The following is a 16,238-nucleotide window of genomic DNA, read 5'->3' as shown; positions in this document are numbered from 1 at the left end:
GGGGAACCGGGCTACTTGTGGCCCACCACCAGGGCGTGGCTGAAGCCGAGGTCGGCGAACCGCTCGACCCGCGAGAACCCGGCGTCGCGCACGGACTTCTCCATGTCGGCCGCCGACCAGGTCATGCCCTCGCCCGAAGCGAGTGCGAGGAAGTACGGCGAGACGAGCCCGCCGGACAGCGAGCCGGTGCCCTCGTCGTTGGAGACGAAGTTGTAGACCAGCACCGTGCCGCCCTCGGGCAGCGCGTCGTAGCACTTGCGGAGCATTTCGGTGTTCCGCTCCAGCGACCAGATCTCGTAGATGTGGAAGTACAGGATCGCGTCCGCGCCCTCGGGCAGCCGGTCGGTGAGCATGTCGCCCGGGTGGAAGTGCACGCGCTTGCGCACCGACGGGTCCTCGATCTTGTCGGCCGCGAGCCGCGTGACGCTCTCCTGGTCGAACACGGTCATCTCGAGCTCGGGGTAGCGCTCGGCCAGCTTGACCGAGTTGGTGCCGTCGCCGCCGCCGATGTCGATCGCGTGCTTGATCCCGCTGAAGTCGTAGTACTCCAGGAACTGCGCGAACGCGCGGTTCGAGGCGTCGCCCATGTTGTCGTAGAAGACCTTCTGCAGGTCCGGCGTCGCGGTGAGCTTCGAGTACAGCGTGTCGCCGGGGCCATCGAGGTGGCGCAGGCCGACGTTGGTGCTCTGCCGCATCGACTCGGCGAAGTCGACGAGGGTCTTGTTGATGATCTTGTCCTGGATGTCGATGAGCGGGCCGAGGAACCGCTCGCCGTCCTTCAGCAGCTTCCGGCGCACGATCGGGGCGTTGACGAACTTGCCGTCCTTCTTCTCGACGAGCAGCAGCGACGCCAGGCCGAGCAGCAGGACGCGCGCCGGGTACTCCTCGACGCCGAGCGCCGCCGCGGTCTCGGTGACGTCCAGACCGCCGCTGTCCTCGAGCTTCTGGAACAGGTCGAACTCGAGACCCGTGCGCAGCAGTTCGAACGCGGTGTGGCCGTGGATGAGGATCCGGAGGTAGTCCGCATCCGAGATCGGGACGCTCGTCGCCATGGCTTGTGCTCCTTCGCAGGGGATGGGTCGGCCGCCCGGCTCGCCCGCATACGAGGATGATCGGGGCGAAAACCCGGCGGCGCCTCCATTTCTGCGGTGCGGCCCGGGTGGACCGGGGGGAGCGCACGACGGGAGACGCGGGTCCCGCGCGAGGGCGCCGTGGCGGGCCGGGTCCGTCGTGCGTAGATTCGGGGCCGTGACGGACGGCCGGTGTCCCAGCTGCGGCAAGCCCCTCCCCGCGCGGGCGGGTGGCCGCGGGCGCGTGTCCAAGTACTGCTCGCCCGCCTGCCGGCAGAAGGCCTACCGCGAGCGGCAGCAGCCCGCCGGCGCCGCCGTGCCGGACCTGATCGCCGACATCGAGCAGCGGGTGCGCCGGCTGGCGCCGCAGCTGCCCGAGGTGTTCTACACCGACGTCACCGACCTGGCCTCGACCGTGGGCCGGCTCCGGCGCATCGCCCAGCTCGCCCGCGACGCCGCCGTGACCGAAAACGTCACGCCGGCCCGCGTGACGGAGAACCCGCCGGAAAGCGTCACGGCCGTGGCCGTGACGGAAGAGAACGGCGCGGAAAACGTCACGGACGACCCCGTGACGGAACCCGGGGCCGGCGAGAACGACGAGGTCACCGCCGCCGTGCGGGCCGGGGACGAATGGGACTTCGCCGGGCTCGTCGAGCCGTACCGGCACGAGCTGCAGGTGCACTGCTACCGGATGGTCGGCTCCTACGACGACGCCGAGGACATGGTCCAGGAGACCTTCCTGCGGGCCTGGAACCGCCGGGACGCCTTCGAAGGCCGGTCGACCTTCCGCGCCTGGCTGTACCGCATCGCCACCAACGCCTGCCTCGACTTCCTGCGCCGCAACCAGCGCCGTCCGCAGCGGTACGAGCCGGTGCCGGGGATGGACAACGGCGCCGCCGAGCCCCCCGCGCGGGTGACCTGGCTGCAGCCCTACCCGGACGCGATGCTCGAGGACGTCGCGTCCACCGACGTCGAGCCGGAGCGCGCCGCGGTCTCCCGGGAGACGATGGAGCTGGTCTTCCTGGCCGCGATCCAGCACCTGCCGCCGCGCCAGCGGGCCGTGCTGATCCTGCGTGACGTGCTCGGCTGGCCCGCCGCCGACACCGCCGAGCAGCTGGACATGAGCGTCGCTTCGGTCAACAGCGCCCTGCAGCGGGCCCGGCCCGCCCTGCGCCGCCACCTGCCCGAACGGCGCAGCGACTGGACCGTGCCGGCCCGCCCGACGGCCGAAGAGCGCGAGATCCTGCAGCGCTACATGGACGCGGCCGACCAGGCCGACGCCGCGGTCGTCGCCGAACTGCTCAGCGAGGACGTCGTGCTGACGATGCCGCCGAACCCGTTCTGGTTCGTCGGCCGCGACGCGATGATGGCGTTCATCAAACCCTCGATCGACCCGGCGTCGCCGCACTTCCAGGGCACGTGGAAGCACCTGCCGACCTTCGCGAACCGCCTGCCGGCCGCGGCGGGCTACCTGCGGCGGCCGGGCACCACCGTGTACCGGGCGCAGGTGCTCGACGTCCTGCGCATCGAAGCCGGGCGGATCGTCGAGATCACCTCCTTCGAGCCCCACCTCTTCCCGGCCTTCGGCCTGCCGCTCACCCTTTAGCCCGATCCGGGCGATGAGTTCTCCGGCGGTCGTGCGTCTCAATGTCCGACAAACGCGGGCACACAGCACGCGAAGAGACGCGAAGGAGAGAGCGATGTCGCTCGAGAAGAAGAACGCGATCGTCTACGGCGCCAGCGGTTCGATCGGCGCGGCGGTGGCCAAGGCGTTCGCCGCCGACGGCGCGCACGTGTTCCTCGTGGGCCGCACCCTCGAGCCGCTGCAGGCCGTGGCCGACGAGATCGAGGCCGCGGGCGGCTCGGCGTCGGTGGACGTCCTCGACGCGCTCGACGAGTCGGCCGTCGAGGAGCACGCCAAGACCGTGGTGGTCGAGGGCGGCAGCCTGGACGTCTCGATCAACCTGATCACCCGCGGTGACGTGCAGGGCGTCCCGCTGGTCGACATGAAGACCGCGGACTTCACCAGCCCGATCATCACCGGCGTCACCACGAACTTCATCACCATGCGCGCCGCCGCCCGGCACATGGTCGAGCAGGGGTCCGGCGTGATCCTCGCGCTGGACAGCGGGTCCGCGCACGGCAGCCCGATGATGGGCGGCACCGGGTCGGCCGACGGCGCGATCGACACCCTCGTCCGGAACCTGGCCGCCGAGATCGGCCCGAGCGGCGTGCGCGTCGCCGGCATCTGGACGGCGGGCCTGCCGGAGACGCTGTCGCCGGAGAAGCTGGCCGCGTTCAGCGGCGCGCCGAAGATGGACGACGCGGCGTTCCAGGGCCTGCTGCAGCACCTGGACGGCATGCGCATGACCAAGAAGTCGCCCACGCTCGCCCAGGTCGCGCAGACCGCGGCGTTCCTCGCCTCCCCGGAGGCCGGGGCCATCACGGGCACCTTCGTGAACGTCACCAGCGGCATCTTCCCGAGCTGAGTTCCGCCGTTCAGCGGTACTGAATAACCCGTTGGGCCGAACTTCGGTACGGCCGAACGCAGTCGGTGAGCGCACTTCGGAAGATGCGGCCCGCCTCGCGAAGGCACAACGATGTGCTCGGATTGTCGACCCGTTTCCGCCGTTCGGGGGCGGCCCGGGTCGGCGCGATGGCTGGGGGGCCAGGCCACGTCCGTGTGCACCGGGCACACGTCGAACAGGAAAGGAAAGCTGATGTCCCTGGAGAACAAGAACGCCATCGTCTACGGGGCCGGCGGTTCGATCGGCCGCGAGGTGGCCAAGGCGTTCGCCGCGGCGGGCGCACGCGTCTACTGCGCGGGGCGCACCCGCAAGAACCTCACGCCGGTGGTCAAGGAGATCACGAACGCCGGCGGCTGGGCGAAGGCCAACGTGGTCAACGCCCTCAACGAGGCCGCGGTCGAGCGGCACGCCAAGGCGGTGGTGGCCGAGAGCGGCAGCCTGGACATCTCGATCAACCTGATCACCCGCGGCGACGTGCAGGGCACGCCCCTGGTCGAGATGATCGCCGAAGACGTGACCGGACCGGTGCTCACCGGGCTGACCACGAACTTCCTGACCGCGCGGGCGGCCGCGCGGCACATGGTGGAGCAGGGGTCGGGGGTGATCCTCGGCCTGAACAGCGGGTCGGCCAACGGCAGCCCGATGATGGGCGGCACGGGCCCGGCCGACGCGGCACTGGACACGCTGTTCCGCAACCTCGCGAACGAGATCGGTCCCGCGGGCGTCCGCGTGCTCGGCATCTGGACGGCGGGCCTGCCGGAGACGCTGTCGCCGGAGAAGCTGGCGGCGTTCAGCGGCGCGCCGAAGATGGACGACGAGGCGTTCGCCGGGCTGCTGCAGCACCTGGACGGGATGCGGATGACGAAGAAGTCCCCGACGCTGGCCGAGGTGGCCGCGACGGCGACGTTCCTCGCCTCCGACCGGGCCGGCGCCATCACGGGCACGTTCGTGAACGTCACGAGCGGTACCTTCCCGAGCTGACCCGGGTTCCGGGCGGAAGGGGATCCTCGCGACCGCGGGGATCCCCTTCGGCGTTCCCGGACCCGGCGGATTTCTTCGAACGTTCCCCCGCTCGCCCGCGGGGCAAACCATGAGACGTCCACCGCCCGACCCGGGTGTGAGGCTGGCAGCAGGCCGCTCCGCAGCACGTCGAAAGGCACTGCGCGACGGCCCTCCACGTACCTCTCACGCCAAGGAGGCCGGCAGATGGCCGGACAGGTCGGAAGCGTCGCCGTCGTCCTCGGTGGCAGCATGGCCGGTAGCCTGGCGGCCCGGGTGCTGTCCGAGTCCTACGAGAACGTCCTGGTCCTCGACCGCGACACCGTCCTCGGGGTGACGAAGCCGCGCAAGGGCACGCCGCACACCCGGCACGCGCACGGGCTGCACGCCCGGGGCCAGCGGATCCTCGAGGACTTCTTCCCCGGGTTCACCGAGGACCTGCGCGCCACCGGCGCGCCGGTCGGCGACCTGGGCGAGATGCGCTGGTACTTCAACGGCCTGCGCCTGCCCTACACCCACACCGGTCTCGTCTCCGTGACGCCGACGCGCCCGGTGCTGGAGAACCACGTCCGCACCCGCGTCGACGCGCTGCCGAACGTGACCTACCTGGAGCGCCACGACATCCTGGGCCTGGTGTCCACTTCGGACAACGAGCGCGTCATCGGCGTGCGCGTCCGCGACGACGCCGGCGTCGAGAAGGTGCTGCGCGCCGACCTCGTGCTCGACGCCACCGGCCGCGGCTCGCGGACGCCCGCCTGGCTGGAGCAGCTCGGCTACGCGCGGCCCACCGAAGACCGCGTCAAGATCGGCCTCGCCTACACCACCCGGTTCTACCGCCGCCCGCCCGGCTCGTTCACCGACACCTGGTCGATCAACCCGGTCGCGTCGCCGGCGCACCCGCGCGGCGCCTTCTTCGGACTGTCCGATGAGGACACCTGCATCGTCTCCCTCACCGGGATCCTCGGCGACCACCCGCCGACCGACCACGACGGCTTCGTCGAGTTCGCGAAGTCGCTGCCGGTGCCGGACGTCTACGACGGCATCAAGGACGCCGAGCCGCTCGACGACGCGACCTCGTTCGGCTTCCCGGCCAGCGTCCGCCGCCGCTACGAGCACCTCGACCGCTTCCCGGCCGGCCTGCTCGTGCTCGGCGACGCGATCTGCAGCTTCAACCCGGTCTACGGCCAGGGCATGAGCGTCGCGGCGTGGGAGGCCTTCACCCTCCGCGAGCACCTGCGCGGCGGCGAAGTCGACCAGTACGCCTACTTCCGCGACATCGGCCAGGTCGTCGACGCGCCGTGGGCGGTCTCCGCGAGCGGTGACCTCGCCTTCCCCGGCGTCGAAGGCGAGCGCACCCCGGAGATCGAGCAGGGCAACGCCTTCATGGGCCTGCTGCAGTACGCGGCGTCGAAGGACCAGGAGATCGTCAAGGCGTTCATGCGCGTGGCCGGGCTCATCGACCCGCCGACCGCGCTGATGGACGAGGCGCTGGTCCAGCGCGTCCTCTCGCACCAGCCCGCCGAAGGCCAGGCCGCCTGATTCTCCTTGCCCGGCAAGAACAACCCCCGCAAACGCGGAGACGTGGGTCACCCGCGCCCGTGGTTAGCGTCGGAACCGGCGCTGCAGGATTCGAGGAATTGGAGTGTGATCATGTCCCGGTCCGTTCATGAGGCGTTCTCCGCGCAGGCCGCGCGAACCCCCGACGCGGTGGCGGTCTCCGGCTCGGACCGGACGCTGACGTACCGGGAGCTCGACGAGCGCGCCAACCGGCTCGCCCACCGGCTCGCCGGGCTGGGTGCCGGCCCGGACGTCCCGGTCGCCGTGCTGCTGGAGCGCAGCACCGACGTCGTCGTCACGTTCCTGGCCGCGCTCAAGGCCGGCTCGTTCTACCAGCCGATCCACTCGGCCTACCCGGCCGACCGGCGGCAGTGGATCGTCGACCACTCGAAGACGACCATCCTGGTCACCGACGAAGCCTCGAAGGGCCTGGGCATCCCGTCGGTCGCCGACGTCGTGCTGGCGTCGGAGGACCTCGCGGACCAGCCGGTGACGGCCCCCGCGGTGGCGCTGGACGAGAACGCCCCGGCCTACGTCATGTACACCTCGGGCTCCACGGGCGAGCCGAAGGGCGTGGCCGTGCGCCACACCGACGCCCTCGCGCTGGCCCTGGACTCCACCTGGGACACCGGTCACCACGAGCGGGTCCTGCTCATCGCGCCGCACGCCTTCAACGTGTCCACCTACGAGATCTGGGTGCCGTTGCTGCACGGCGGCACCGTGGTCGTCGCGCCCGAGGGCAAGCTCGACATCCCGACGCTGGGCACGCTGCTGGCCGAGAACCGGATCACCGGCGTGCACCTGACGGCGGGGCTGTTCCGCGTCGTGGCCGAGGAGGCCCCGGAGAGCCTGGCGGGCGTCCGCGAGGTCCTCACCGGTGGCGACGTGATCGCGCCGACCGCGGTCGCCCGCGTGCTGGAGGTCAACCCGGGCCTGACCGTGCGGGCGATGTACGGCGCGACCGAGGGCACCGTCTTCAGCACCACCTCCGCGATCACCGCGCCCTACACCCCGGGCCCGGTGGTCCCGGTCGGGCGCGCGATGGACGGTGTCGAGCTGCACGTCCTGGACGAGCGGCTCGACCCGGTGCCCGACGGCACCGTCGGCGAGCTGTACTTCGGCGGCGTCGGGGTCGCCCTCGGCTACGCCGGTCGCCCGGACCTGACCGGCGAGCGCTTCGTCGCCAGCCCGTTCGGCGAGCCGGGTTCCCGGATGTACCGCACCGGCGACCTCGTGCGCCGCACCCCGGCCGGGGAGATCGAGTTCGTCAGCCGCGCCACCGACCAGGTGAAGATCCTCGGCTTCCGGGTCGAGCTCGCCGAGATCGAGGCCGCGATCGCCGGGCACCCCGGCCTCGCCGACGTCGCCGTCGTCGCCCGCGAAGTCAAGGCCGGCGACGTCCGCCTGGTCGCCTACCTGGTCGCCGAGTCCGGCGAGCCGGACACCGGCGCGATCCGCGAGCGCGTCCGCGCCCGCCTGCCGGAGTACATGCTGCCCGCCGCGTTCGTCGTCGTCGAGCGGCTGCCGCTGACGGCGAACGGCAAGCTCGACCGGGCCGCGCTGCCGCAGCCGGAGTTCGAGACCACGGGCGCCTCCCGTGCGCCGAGCGGCCCCAAGGAAGAGGCGCTCTGCCGCGCGTTCTCCGAGGTGCTCGGCATCGAAGAGGTCGGCGTCGACGACAGCTTCTTCGACCTGGGCGGCCACTCGCTGCTGGCGATGCGCCTGCTCAACCGGATCCGCGCCGAGCTGGGCGTGGAACTGAAGATCAACACGCTCTTCGACACTCCGACCGTGGCCGGCCTGGCCCAGGTGCTCTGAGGGAGAAACCGAGATGACGAACCCCTTCGACGACCCGGACAAGAACTACACCGTCCTGGTGAACGCCGCGGGCGAGCACTCCCTGTGGGTCTCGGGCATCCCGGTGCCCGCCGGCTGGGAGGTCGCGCACGGTCCGCGCGGGCGCACGTCCTGCCTGGACTACATCGCCGAGAACTGGCGCGACCTGCGGCCGAACCCGGCCGCCCGCCGCGCCGCCTGACTCCCGGACGCCGCCCACCGCGCTCATCCCGGCACAGAGGAAAGAAGGTTCCCCATGGCCACCCCGAATCCGTCGGCCCTCGACGGTCTCGAGCTGGACTACGTCCGTTTCTACGTCGGCAGCCTCGACACGGCACGGGACTGGCTGGTGCGCGGGTACGGCCTCGGCGAGCGGCCGCTGGGTGACTCCGGCCCGGACTGGGCCACCGTGCGCTCGATCGAGATCGGCGCCAACGACGTCCGGTTCATCTTCAGTGAACCGCTCGTCGAGGACCACCCCGGCACCGCCTACGTCGACCACCACGGCGACGGCGTCTCGGACATCGCCCTGCGCGTCACCGACGCCAAGGCGGCGTTCGAGGCGGCCGTCGCCCGCGGGGCGCGGCCGGTCGCCGGGCCCTCTCGCGCCGGCAACGTCGTCACGGCCAGCATCATGGGCTTCGGCGACACCCTGCACACCTTCGTCGAATACCCGGACGGCGTCCCCGCGCCGATCGCGGTCAACGCCGAGGAACCCGGTGCGCTGCTGGAGATCGACCACTTCGCGGTGTGCGTGGAGAACGGGCACCTCGACGCCACGGTCGACTTCTACCGGGACGTGCTGGGCTTCGAGCTGATCTTCGCCGAGACGATCGCGGTCGGCGCCCAGGCGATGACCACGAAGGTCGTGCAGAGCAAGTCCGGCACCGTCACCTTCACGCTGATCGAGCCGGACACGTCCAAGGAGCCGGGCCACATCGACGACTTCCTCAAGGACCACGGCGGCGCGGGCGTGCAGCACATCGCCTTCACCACCAACGGGATCATCGAGGCGGTCGACGTGCTGCGCGACCGGGGCGTCGAGTTCATGGGCACCCCCGCCTCCTACTACGCGGACCTGCTGCAGCGCGTGGTGCCGGAGCAGTACTCGGTGGCGAACCTGCGCGAGCAGCAGGTGCTCGTCGACGAGGACCACGACGGCCAGCTGTACCAGATCTTCGCCGCCTCGGTGCACCCGCGGAACACGATCTTCCTCGAGCTGATCGAACGGCTCGGCGCGCGGGGCTTCGGCAGCGGCAACATCACCGCGCTGTACCAGGCCGCCGAGCGCCAGCGCGACCACCACTGAAGCCCGGGCAGGGAAAGGGAACCCCGATGAGCGTCTCCGACACGGCCGGCCGCTACCCGCTGTCGGCCAACCTCGGTCTGCTGTGCATCTTCGACAAGGGCGAGACGGACGGCGCGTTCGGGCCCCGGCACCTGGTGATCCACGGCTGGCGGGTGCGCGGCGAGCTGGACCTCGGCGCGCTGCGCGGCGCGCTGGACGACGTCGTCGAGCGGCACGAGATCCTCCGCACGGAGATCGTCCGCGAAGGCGGCGAGCAGTTCCAGCGCGTCCACCCGCCGTGCTCGCCGGAGCTCGTCCTGCACGACCTGACCGACGACGGCCGCCCGCGCGACGAGCAGATCGACGAGTTCGTCAACTCCGTCGAGGCGGGCCGGCTGGGCGCCGACGAGCTGCCGCACCTGCGGGCCGAGCTGGGCCGCTTCGACGACCGGGACGGCGTGCTGGTGCTCATCGTGCACCACACCGCCGGCGACGGCTGGTCGCTGCACGTCCTGATCCACGAGCTGGCCGTCAGCTACGCGCGGCGCCGCGGGTTCGACCTGCCGGCCCTGGGGAAGCCGCTGCAGTACGGGGAGTTCTCCGTCTGGCAGATCGACGACCTCGCCAGCGAGCAGTCCGAGGCGTCGCGCGGGTACTGGGGCGGCAAGCTGCGCGGCGGCCGCATGCTCGACATCAAGGCCGACCGCACGCTCGCCCCGGACACCCCGGCCGTCTACGCCGTGGAGCGGTTCCTGCTCGACGCCGAGCTGGCCCGGGCCACCACGCAGCTCGCGCGGGGCATGCACTGCTCGCCGTTCATGGTGCTGCTGGCCGCGTACAACGCCCTGCTGGCGCGGATGTCGGGGGCCACCGACCTGGTGGTGCCGATCATCACCTCCGGCCGCGCCGACCAGGCGCACTACGAGACGATCGGCCCGTTCTTCAACCTGGTCCCGCTGCGGACCGACATCGACGGCTGCCGCACCTTCTCCGAGCTGGTGCTGCGGATCCGGGCCACCTGCCTGGAGGCCTACGCGCACGAGCTGCCCTTCAGCGAGGTCGTCGCGCAGGCTCCGGAGATCAACAAGACCTACGAGCGGGACGACAACGCCGTCTGCGCCATCCAGGTGCTGCAGTTCCCGGGCATGACCGAGGCCGAGACCGTCGGCGACGTCGAGTACGCCGAGGTCCGCAAGCGCACCAAGTCGTGCCAGGACACGTCGGACATCCCGAACGGCGTGCTGTGGGCGCTCGACATCCTCGCCGACGGCGAGATCGCCGGTACCGCGCGCTACAACACCGAGCAGTTCGACCGGGAGACGATGGTCCGGATGATCGAGGACTACCGCGGCATCCTCGCCTCCGGCCTGGCCGACCCCAACCGTCCACTGTGGGCACTCTGACGTACACCGGCAGCAGCGGCGATCTCGAGGAGGAAGGGCGCACATGAGCGCAAGCGATGAGGCATACGACGTCGTGGTCATCGGCGGGGGACCCGGTGGCGCGGCGACGGCCGGGCTGCTGGCCGGCATGGGCCACCGGGTGCTGGTGCTGGAGCGCGAGAAGTTCCCGCGCTACCACATCGGCGAGTCCCTGATCACCGGTGCCCTGCCCACGTTGGACGACCTGGGCCTGCTCAAGCGCCTGGACGACATGGGCTTCACCAAGAAGTACGGCGGCACGCTGCTGTGGGGCAAGAACCAGGGCACCTGGGGCTTCCGGTTCACCGAGTCGGCGCTCTACGACTACGCCTACCAGGTCCGCCGCGCCGACTTCGACGCGCTGGTGCTGGGCCGGGCGCGCGAGCTGGGCGCGAAGGTGCTCGAAGAGGTCACCGTCCGCGAGCCGATCTTCGACGGCGAGCGCATGGTCGGCGTCACGTACGCGGAGAAGGGCAGCAAGGAGACGACCGAGGCGCGCGCGAAGTTCGTCATCGACGCCTCGGGCCAGAACCACGTGCTGGCCAAGCACTTCGACACCGTCGTCTGGCACGACGACCTGCGCAACATCGCCACCTGGACGTACTGGCAGGGCTGCAACCGCTACAGCGGCACCAAGGCCGGCGACATCATCTCGGAGAACCGCCCCACCGGCTGGTTCTGGTTCATCCCGCTCCACGACGGCACGGTCAGCGTCGGGTACGTGACGCCGCTGGAGGAGTACCAGAAGTCCGGCAAGTCGCTGGAGGAGCTGTACTTCGAGGAGCTCGGCAAGACCGAAGAGGTCAGCACCCTGGTCAAGGGCGCGACGCGGGCGAGCGGGTTCCGCAACATCCGCGACTGGTCCTACACCGCCGAGCGGTTCCACGGCCCCGGCTGGGCGCTGGTCGGCGACGCGGCCGCGTTCGTCGACCCGCTGCTGTCCACCGGTGTCACGCTGGCGCTGCGCGGGGCGCGGGCCCTGGCCGACGCGCTCGACGGCGTCCTGCAGGACCCGTCGAGCGAGAACGAGCTGCTCGGGCTGTACGAGGAGAGCTACCGGACCTTCCTCGACTCCGTGCTGGACTTCGTGCGGTTCTTCTACGACCGCACGAAGAACAAGGAGGACTACTGGGACAAGGCCCAGGAGCAGATCGACCCGAACAAGCTGCGGCCGCGTGAGACGGACTTCGCGACCATGCTCTCGGGCCTGACCGGGATCAACGACATCTTCCAGCAGCGCCGGCGCGCGGCGTAGCGGCTTAGGAGAGCACGAAATGACCGAACACGAGATCCTCGCGCCGCGGGGGAGAGGTCTCACCTACCGCGGCGTGGCCTACGACTGCGGGTCCAACCACGAGACCGGCCAGGGCCACAACTCGCGCATGGTGTGGAACGACGACATCATGCGCACCGAGATCGACTCGATCGCCGACGGCCTCAAGGCCAACTCGGTGACGATCTACGGCACCCTCTTCGACCGCCTCGAGGCCACGACGGCGCACGCGGTCGAGCGCGGCCTGCACGTGTGGCTGCAGCCGCGGCTGATGGACGGCGAGCAGCCGGACGTGCTGGAGCACATCGCCGAGACCGCGCGCCTCGGCGAGAAGTTCCGCAAGCAGGGCGCGGACATCCACGTCAGCGTCGGGTGCACGCACGCGATCCAGACCATGGGGATCATGCCGGGCGAGTTCTACCACAACCGGATGGGCAACGCCTTCCCCGACTCCGACCACCACTTCCTGCGCCCGGTCGGCCCGATCGACCACGACGACGTCGAGCGGAAGCTCAACGCGTTCCTGGGCAAGGCGGTCGAGGTCGCGCGGGCGAACTTCACCGGCGGCATCACCTACTCGGCCGGCTCGTTCGAGCGGGTCGACTGGACGCCGTTCGACTACATCGGCATCACGGACTACTACCACGCGAAGCCGAGCCGCGAGGCGTACATCGCCGAGCTCGACGCGTACCGGAAGTGGAACAAGCCGATCATGATCGCCGAGTACGGCACGTTCACCTACGCCGGCGCGTCGGCGAAGGGCCTGCTGGGCTTCGACATCGTGGACCGCACGGTCGAGCCGCCGCGGGTCTTCGACGGCTTCGTCCGCGACGAGCAGGCCCAGGCCGACTTCCACCTGGACCGCCTGCGCCTGTACGACGAGTTCGGGATCTACAGCGTCGCGGTGACGGAGTTCGTCCACCCGACCCACCCGCACTCCGACGACCCGCAGTGGGACCTCGACACGGCGAGCATGACGATCACGAAGTCCATCCGCGACGACTACTTCGACCACTTCTCGACCTACCGGATCGAGCCGAAGGAGTCGTACAAGGCGATCGCCCGCTACTACGCGGCGGTCACCGAGCGCGAACGCCGCGCGGCAGCCTGACCTGGGGGCCTCCCGAGCCGCCTCGCACCGACGGGTGCGAGGCGGCTTTTCCGTGATGCCTCTCCAATCACGCGTGATGCCTCTCCAATCACGCGTGATGCCCCTTCAATCACGCGTGATGCCCGTTCAATCACGCGAGTCCCGCGGTTGAGAGCCTTCGGCGCGGCCGGCGGACCGCGTGTCGCCCCCTCGATCACGCGTGTCGGCCGTCCAAGCACGCGAAAGAGCCCCGGGCCGGCGGACCGGGCCCGGGGCTCGACGCTGCTCGACCTACGCGGCCGCCGCGGCGGAGGACTCCGTCAGGCGGATGGGCAGCTCGTTGAGGCGGTGCACGAAGTAGCTGGGCTTCCAGCCGAGGTCCGACTCCGGGATGGCCAGCTGGATGTCGGAGAACTTCGCCAGGAGGCTCTTGAAGAAGATCTCGCCCTCGAGCCGGGCCAGCGGGGCGCCCAGGCAGAAGTGGATGCCGTGGCTGAACGCCAGGTGCGGGGTCTGCCGCTCGAGGTCGAACTTGCCCGGGTCCGGGAAGTCGCGGGCGTCGTAGTTCGTCGCGGTCAGGGAGATCGCCACGTGCTCGCCCGGCTGGACCGTGACGTCGCCGATCGTGACCTCCGCCTTGGCGAAGTGGTAGGTCACCGTGACGACCGGCGGGTCGACGCGCAGGATCTCTTCGATCGCCTTGGGCACCAGGTCCGGGTTCGCCCGCAGCGCGGCGAGCTGCTCCGGGTTGCGCAGCAGGGCGAGGATGCCGTTGGCGATCATGTTGACCGCCGTCTCGACCGAGCCGATCAGCATCAGGAAGATGTTGGACCGCAGCTCGATGTCCGACAGCGTCGAGTTGCCCTCCTGGCCGGACAGGATCGCCGAGATCATGTCCTCGCCCGAGGTCTCCTTGCGCTGCGCGATGAGCTTCGTCAGGTACTCGTCGAACCAGCGGCCGGCCTGGAAGATGTCGTTCTGGTCGGTGACCTCGCCGAGGCCCGTGACGATCCCGCAGTACTCGCGGAACTCGGCGCGGTCGGACATCGGGACGCCGAACCACTCGCAGATGACCTCGTTGGGCAGCGGGATGGCGAGGTCCTCGACGACCTCCGCGGTGCCGGTGCCGGCGACCGCCGCCAGCAGCCGGTCGGTGATCTCCTGCACCCGCGGGCGCAGGTTCTCCATGTACCGCGGGGTGAACGCCTGCGAGACGAGCTTCTTCATCCGGGTGTGGTCCGGCCGGTCGTTGAAGACCATGGAGTGGCGGAAGAAGTCGTCGTTGTAGAGCGCCAGGTACGGCTTCAGGGTCGGGTCGGCGACCTTGTCGCTGCGGGCCAGGCGCGGGTCGGACAGCGCCCGCCGCGCCTCGCGGTAGCCCGTGACCAGCCAGGCCGGCATGCCGTCGGGCATCGACACCTTGTGGATCGGGCTGTCGGTGCCGAGCTTGGCCAGCAGCTGCGGCGGGTTGGTCAGCTCCGTGGCCTCGAGCGGCACGCGCGGGGCGTCTTCTGCGGACATCAGTCACTCCTCAAAGGTCTTCGGCCGAACCCCGCGGCACCCCAGGACGGCCGCGGTCGCCGTTGCTCGTTCCCCGGCTTCATCTTCGCCGCGGCCCCGCCCGGTCACACCTCGCGTCTTGCCCAGTGCCCCGGCGAAAATCCTTCACCGGGTCATGTCGGGAACGGTCCACCCGTCGAGGTCGTACTCGTTCAGGCAGGTGTCGACGAACCGCTTGTAGTCGTCGACCTGGCCCGAGGCGACCTGGCCGAAGAGCAGCTCGATGCGGGTGTTCTCGTGGCTGCCGGCGTAGTTGCGCTCGTAGAGCTCGTGCCGGCCGCCGAACTCCGTGCCGACGGCGTCCCAGAGCAGCTTCATCACCTTGACGCGCGTCTCGGCGTCGATGCCGTTCGAGCCGCGGACGTAGGTGTCCAAATAGGACCGGATCTCCGGGTTCTTGAAGTCCTCGGCGCTGGAGTTGATGTAGATCAGCGCGCTCGCGACGTCCTGGAGCACGATCTCGCGGATGCGGGCGTAGCCGACCTGCGTGAACCAGCGGTAGGCCTGGCCGTACGCCGGGTTCGGCAGCAGCGCGCCGTCGCGCCACGGCACCGGGTTGCGCGCCGCGGCGTCCGAGAGGCCCCAGAACAGGTTGCGCCACGCCAGGACCTCGCCGAGGCGCGTCTGCACGCCGCGGAAGTCCTCGGTGCCGGTGATCTCGAGGGCCTTGGCGATCAGGCCCGCGATGAACTCCAGCTTCACGGCCAGCCGGGTGCAGCCCTGGAACGTCGATCGCTCGATGAACCCCGACTGCCCGGTGAACGTCTGGACCTTGCCGAGGTCGCCGTAGATGAAGACGTTCTCCCACGGGATCAGGACCTTGTCCAGCACCAGGATCGTGTCGTTCTCGTCCAGCCGCGACGAGAGCGGGTAGTCGAACGGCGAGCCGACCGTGTTGGCCATCGACGTGTACGACGGACGGCAGATCAGCTTCATCCCCTTGGCGTCCATGGGGATGGTCGCCACGAGCGCGAACTCGCGCTTCTTGATCGGCAGCCCGTAGTGCGCGATGAAGTTGTAGTGCGTCAGCGCGGACCCGGTCGCGACGACCTTGGCGCCGCTGACCACCAGGCCGGCGTCGGTTTCCTTCTCCACGTGGACGAACACGTCGCGGACCTCGTCCGGCGGCCGCTTGCGGTCCACCGGCGGGTGGACCAGCGCGTGGTTCCAGTAGAGCACCTTCTCCTGCGACTCCCGGTACCAGCGCTTGGCGTTCTCCTCGAACGGCGCGTAGAACTCCGAGTTCGCGCCGAGCGTGCCGAGGAACGACGCCTTGTAGTCGGGGCTGCGGCCCATCCAGCCGTAGCTCATCCGCGCCCACGCGGCGATCGCCTTCTGGTCGGCCACGAGGTCCTCGACGCTGTGCGGCGTGCGGAAGAACCGGTGGGTGTAGCCGCCGTTGCCGGTGTCGGTCGGCGCGGTCAGCACGTCCTTGTACTGCGGGTCGTGCAGGGCGTCGTACAGCCGCGCGGTCATCCGGATCGGGTTGCGGAACGCCGCGTGCTCGGTGACGTCCTTGACGCGCTCGCCGTTGATGTAGACCTCGCGGTCGTCACGCAGGCTTTCGATGTACTCGGCGCCGGTCAGCGGCCGGGCCGGACGGCTCTCGCTCATGG

At 70.3% G+C, this 16,238-nt stretch carries 13 protein-coding genes; 10 read left to right on the top strand and 3 right to left on the bottom strand.

Annotation, left to right across the window (positions count from 1 at the left end; translation table 11 throughout):
• Positions 1-11: 11 nt before the first annotated feature.
• Positions 12-1,052 carry a class I SAM-dependent methyltransferase gene (locus ACYVLJ_RS36540; RefSeq protein ID WP_460442103.1) on the bottom strand — a complete coding sequence of 347 codons (1,041 nt, stop codon included), beginning with the start codon at positions 1,050-1,052 and terminating at the stop codon, positions 12-14.
• A gap of 196 nt (positions 1,053-1,248) precedes the next feature.
• Between ACYVLJ_RS36540 and ACYVLJ_RS36535 the strand changes: the two genes are divergently transcribed.
• The 10 genes from ACYVLJ_RS36535 (at position 1,249) to ACYVLJ_RS36490 (ending at position 13,083) form a co-directional block, all read left to right on the top strand.
• Complete coding sequence (locus tag ACYVLJ_RS36535; RefSeq protein WP_460442102.1) at positions 1,249-2,676, top strand: sigma-70 family RNA polymerase sigma factor; 1,428 nt, start codon at positions 1,249-1,251, stop codon at positions 2,674-2,676.
• Between the two features lie 94 nt (positions 2,677-2,770).
• The gene (locus ACYVLJ_RS36530) at positions 2,771-3,559 is read left to right on the top strand and encodes an SDR family NAD(P)-dependent oxidoreductase (RefSeq protein WP_460442101.1); all 789 of its coding nucleotides are present in this window, start codon (positions 2,771-2,773) and stop codon (positions 3,557-3,559) included.
• Between the two features lie 231 nt (positions 3,560-3,790).
• Positions 3,791-4,579 carry an SDR family NAD(P)-dependent oxidoreductase gene (locus ACYVLJ_RS36525; protein WP_451987702.1) on the top strand — a complete coding sequence of 263 codons (789 nt, stop codon included), beginning with the start codon at positions 3,791-3,793 and terminating at the stop codon, positions 4,577-4,579.
• Positions 4,580-4,804: 225 nt separating this feature from the next.
• On the top strand, positions 4,805-6,136 hold the full coding sequence (locus ACYVLJ_RS36520) for an FAD-dependent oxidoreductase (RefSeq protein WP_451987704.1): 1,332 nt from the start codon (positions 4,805-4,807) through the stop codon (positions 6,134-6,136).
• 111 nt (positions 6,137-6,247) lie between these two features.
• Positions 6,248-7,972 (top strand): amino acid adenylation domain-containing protein, encoded by a 1,725-nt coding sequence (locus ACYVLJ_RS36515; RefSeq protein WP_451987706.1) that lies wholly within the window; start codon positions 6,248-6,250, stop codon positions 7,970-7,972.
• Positions 7,973-7,985: 13 nt separating this feature from the next.
• A complete protein-coding gene (locus ACYVLJ_RS36510; RefSeq protein ID WP_451987708.1) occupies positions 7,986-8,192 on the top strand; it encodes an MbtH family protein in 207 nt (68 codons plus the stop codon).
• Between the two features lie 54 nt (positions 8,193-8,246).
• Positions 8,247-9,299, top strand: coding sequence for a 4-hydroxyphenylpyruvate dioxygenase (gene hppD / locus ACYVLJ_RS36505; protein WP_451987710.1), 1,053 nt, complete (start codon positions 8,247-8,249; stop codon positions 9,297-9,299).
• Between the two features lie 26 nt (positions 9,300-9,325).
• The gene (locus tag ACYVLJ_RS36500) at positions 9,326-10,681 is read left to right on the top strand and encodes a condensation domain-containing protein (protein WP_460442100.1); all 1,356 of its coding nucleotides are present in this window, start codon (positions 9,326-9,328) and stop codon (positions 10,679-10,681) included.
• 43 nt (positions 10,682-10,724) lie between these two features.
• A complete protein-coding gene (locus ACYVLJ_RS36495; protein WP_451987714.1) occupies positions 10,725-11,954 on the top strand; it encodes an NAD(P)/FAD-dependent oxidoreductase in 1,230 nt (409 codons plus the stop codon).
• A 19-nt stretch (positions 11,955-11,973) separates the two neighbouring features.
• Positions 11,974-13,083, top strand: a complete 1,110-nt coding sequence (locus ACYVLJ_RS36490; RefSeq protein WP_451987716.1) for a hypothetical protein — start codon at positions 11,974-11,976, stop codon at positions 13,081-13,083.
• A gap of 270 nt (positions 13,084-13,353) precedes the next feature.
• On the opposite strand, the gene ACYVLJ_RS36485 is transcribed toward ACYVLJ_RS36490, so the two are convergent.
• Together ACYVLJ_RS36485 and ACYVLJ_RS36480 are read right to left on the bottom strand one after the other, a co-directional pair.
• Positions 13,354-14,583, bottom strand: a complete 1,230-nt coding sequence (locus ACYVLJ_RS36485) for a cytochrome P450 family protein (RefSeq protein ID WP_451978192.1) — start codon at positions 14,581-14,583, stop codon at positions 13,354-13,356.
• 144 nt (positions 14,584-14,727) lie between these two features.
• On the bottom strand, positions 14,728-16,236 hold the full coding sequence (locus tag ACYVLJ_RS36480; RefSeq protein ID WP_451978195.1) for a 4-hydroxyphenylacetate 3-hydroxylase family protein: 1,509 nt from the start codon (positions 16,234-16,236) through the stop codon (positions 14,728-14,730).
• Between the last annotated feature and the right edge of the window lie 2 nt (positions 16,237-16,238).

The sequence above is a fragment of the Amycolatopsis stemonae genome, assembly GCF_054781455.1.
Note: the sequence above shows the minus strand (reverse complement) of the source record. Positions and strands in the feature narration are given on the sequence as shown.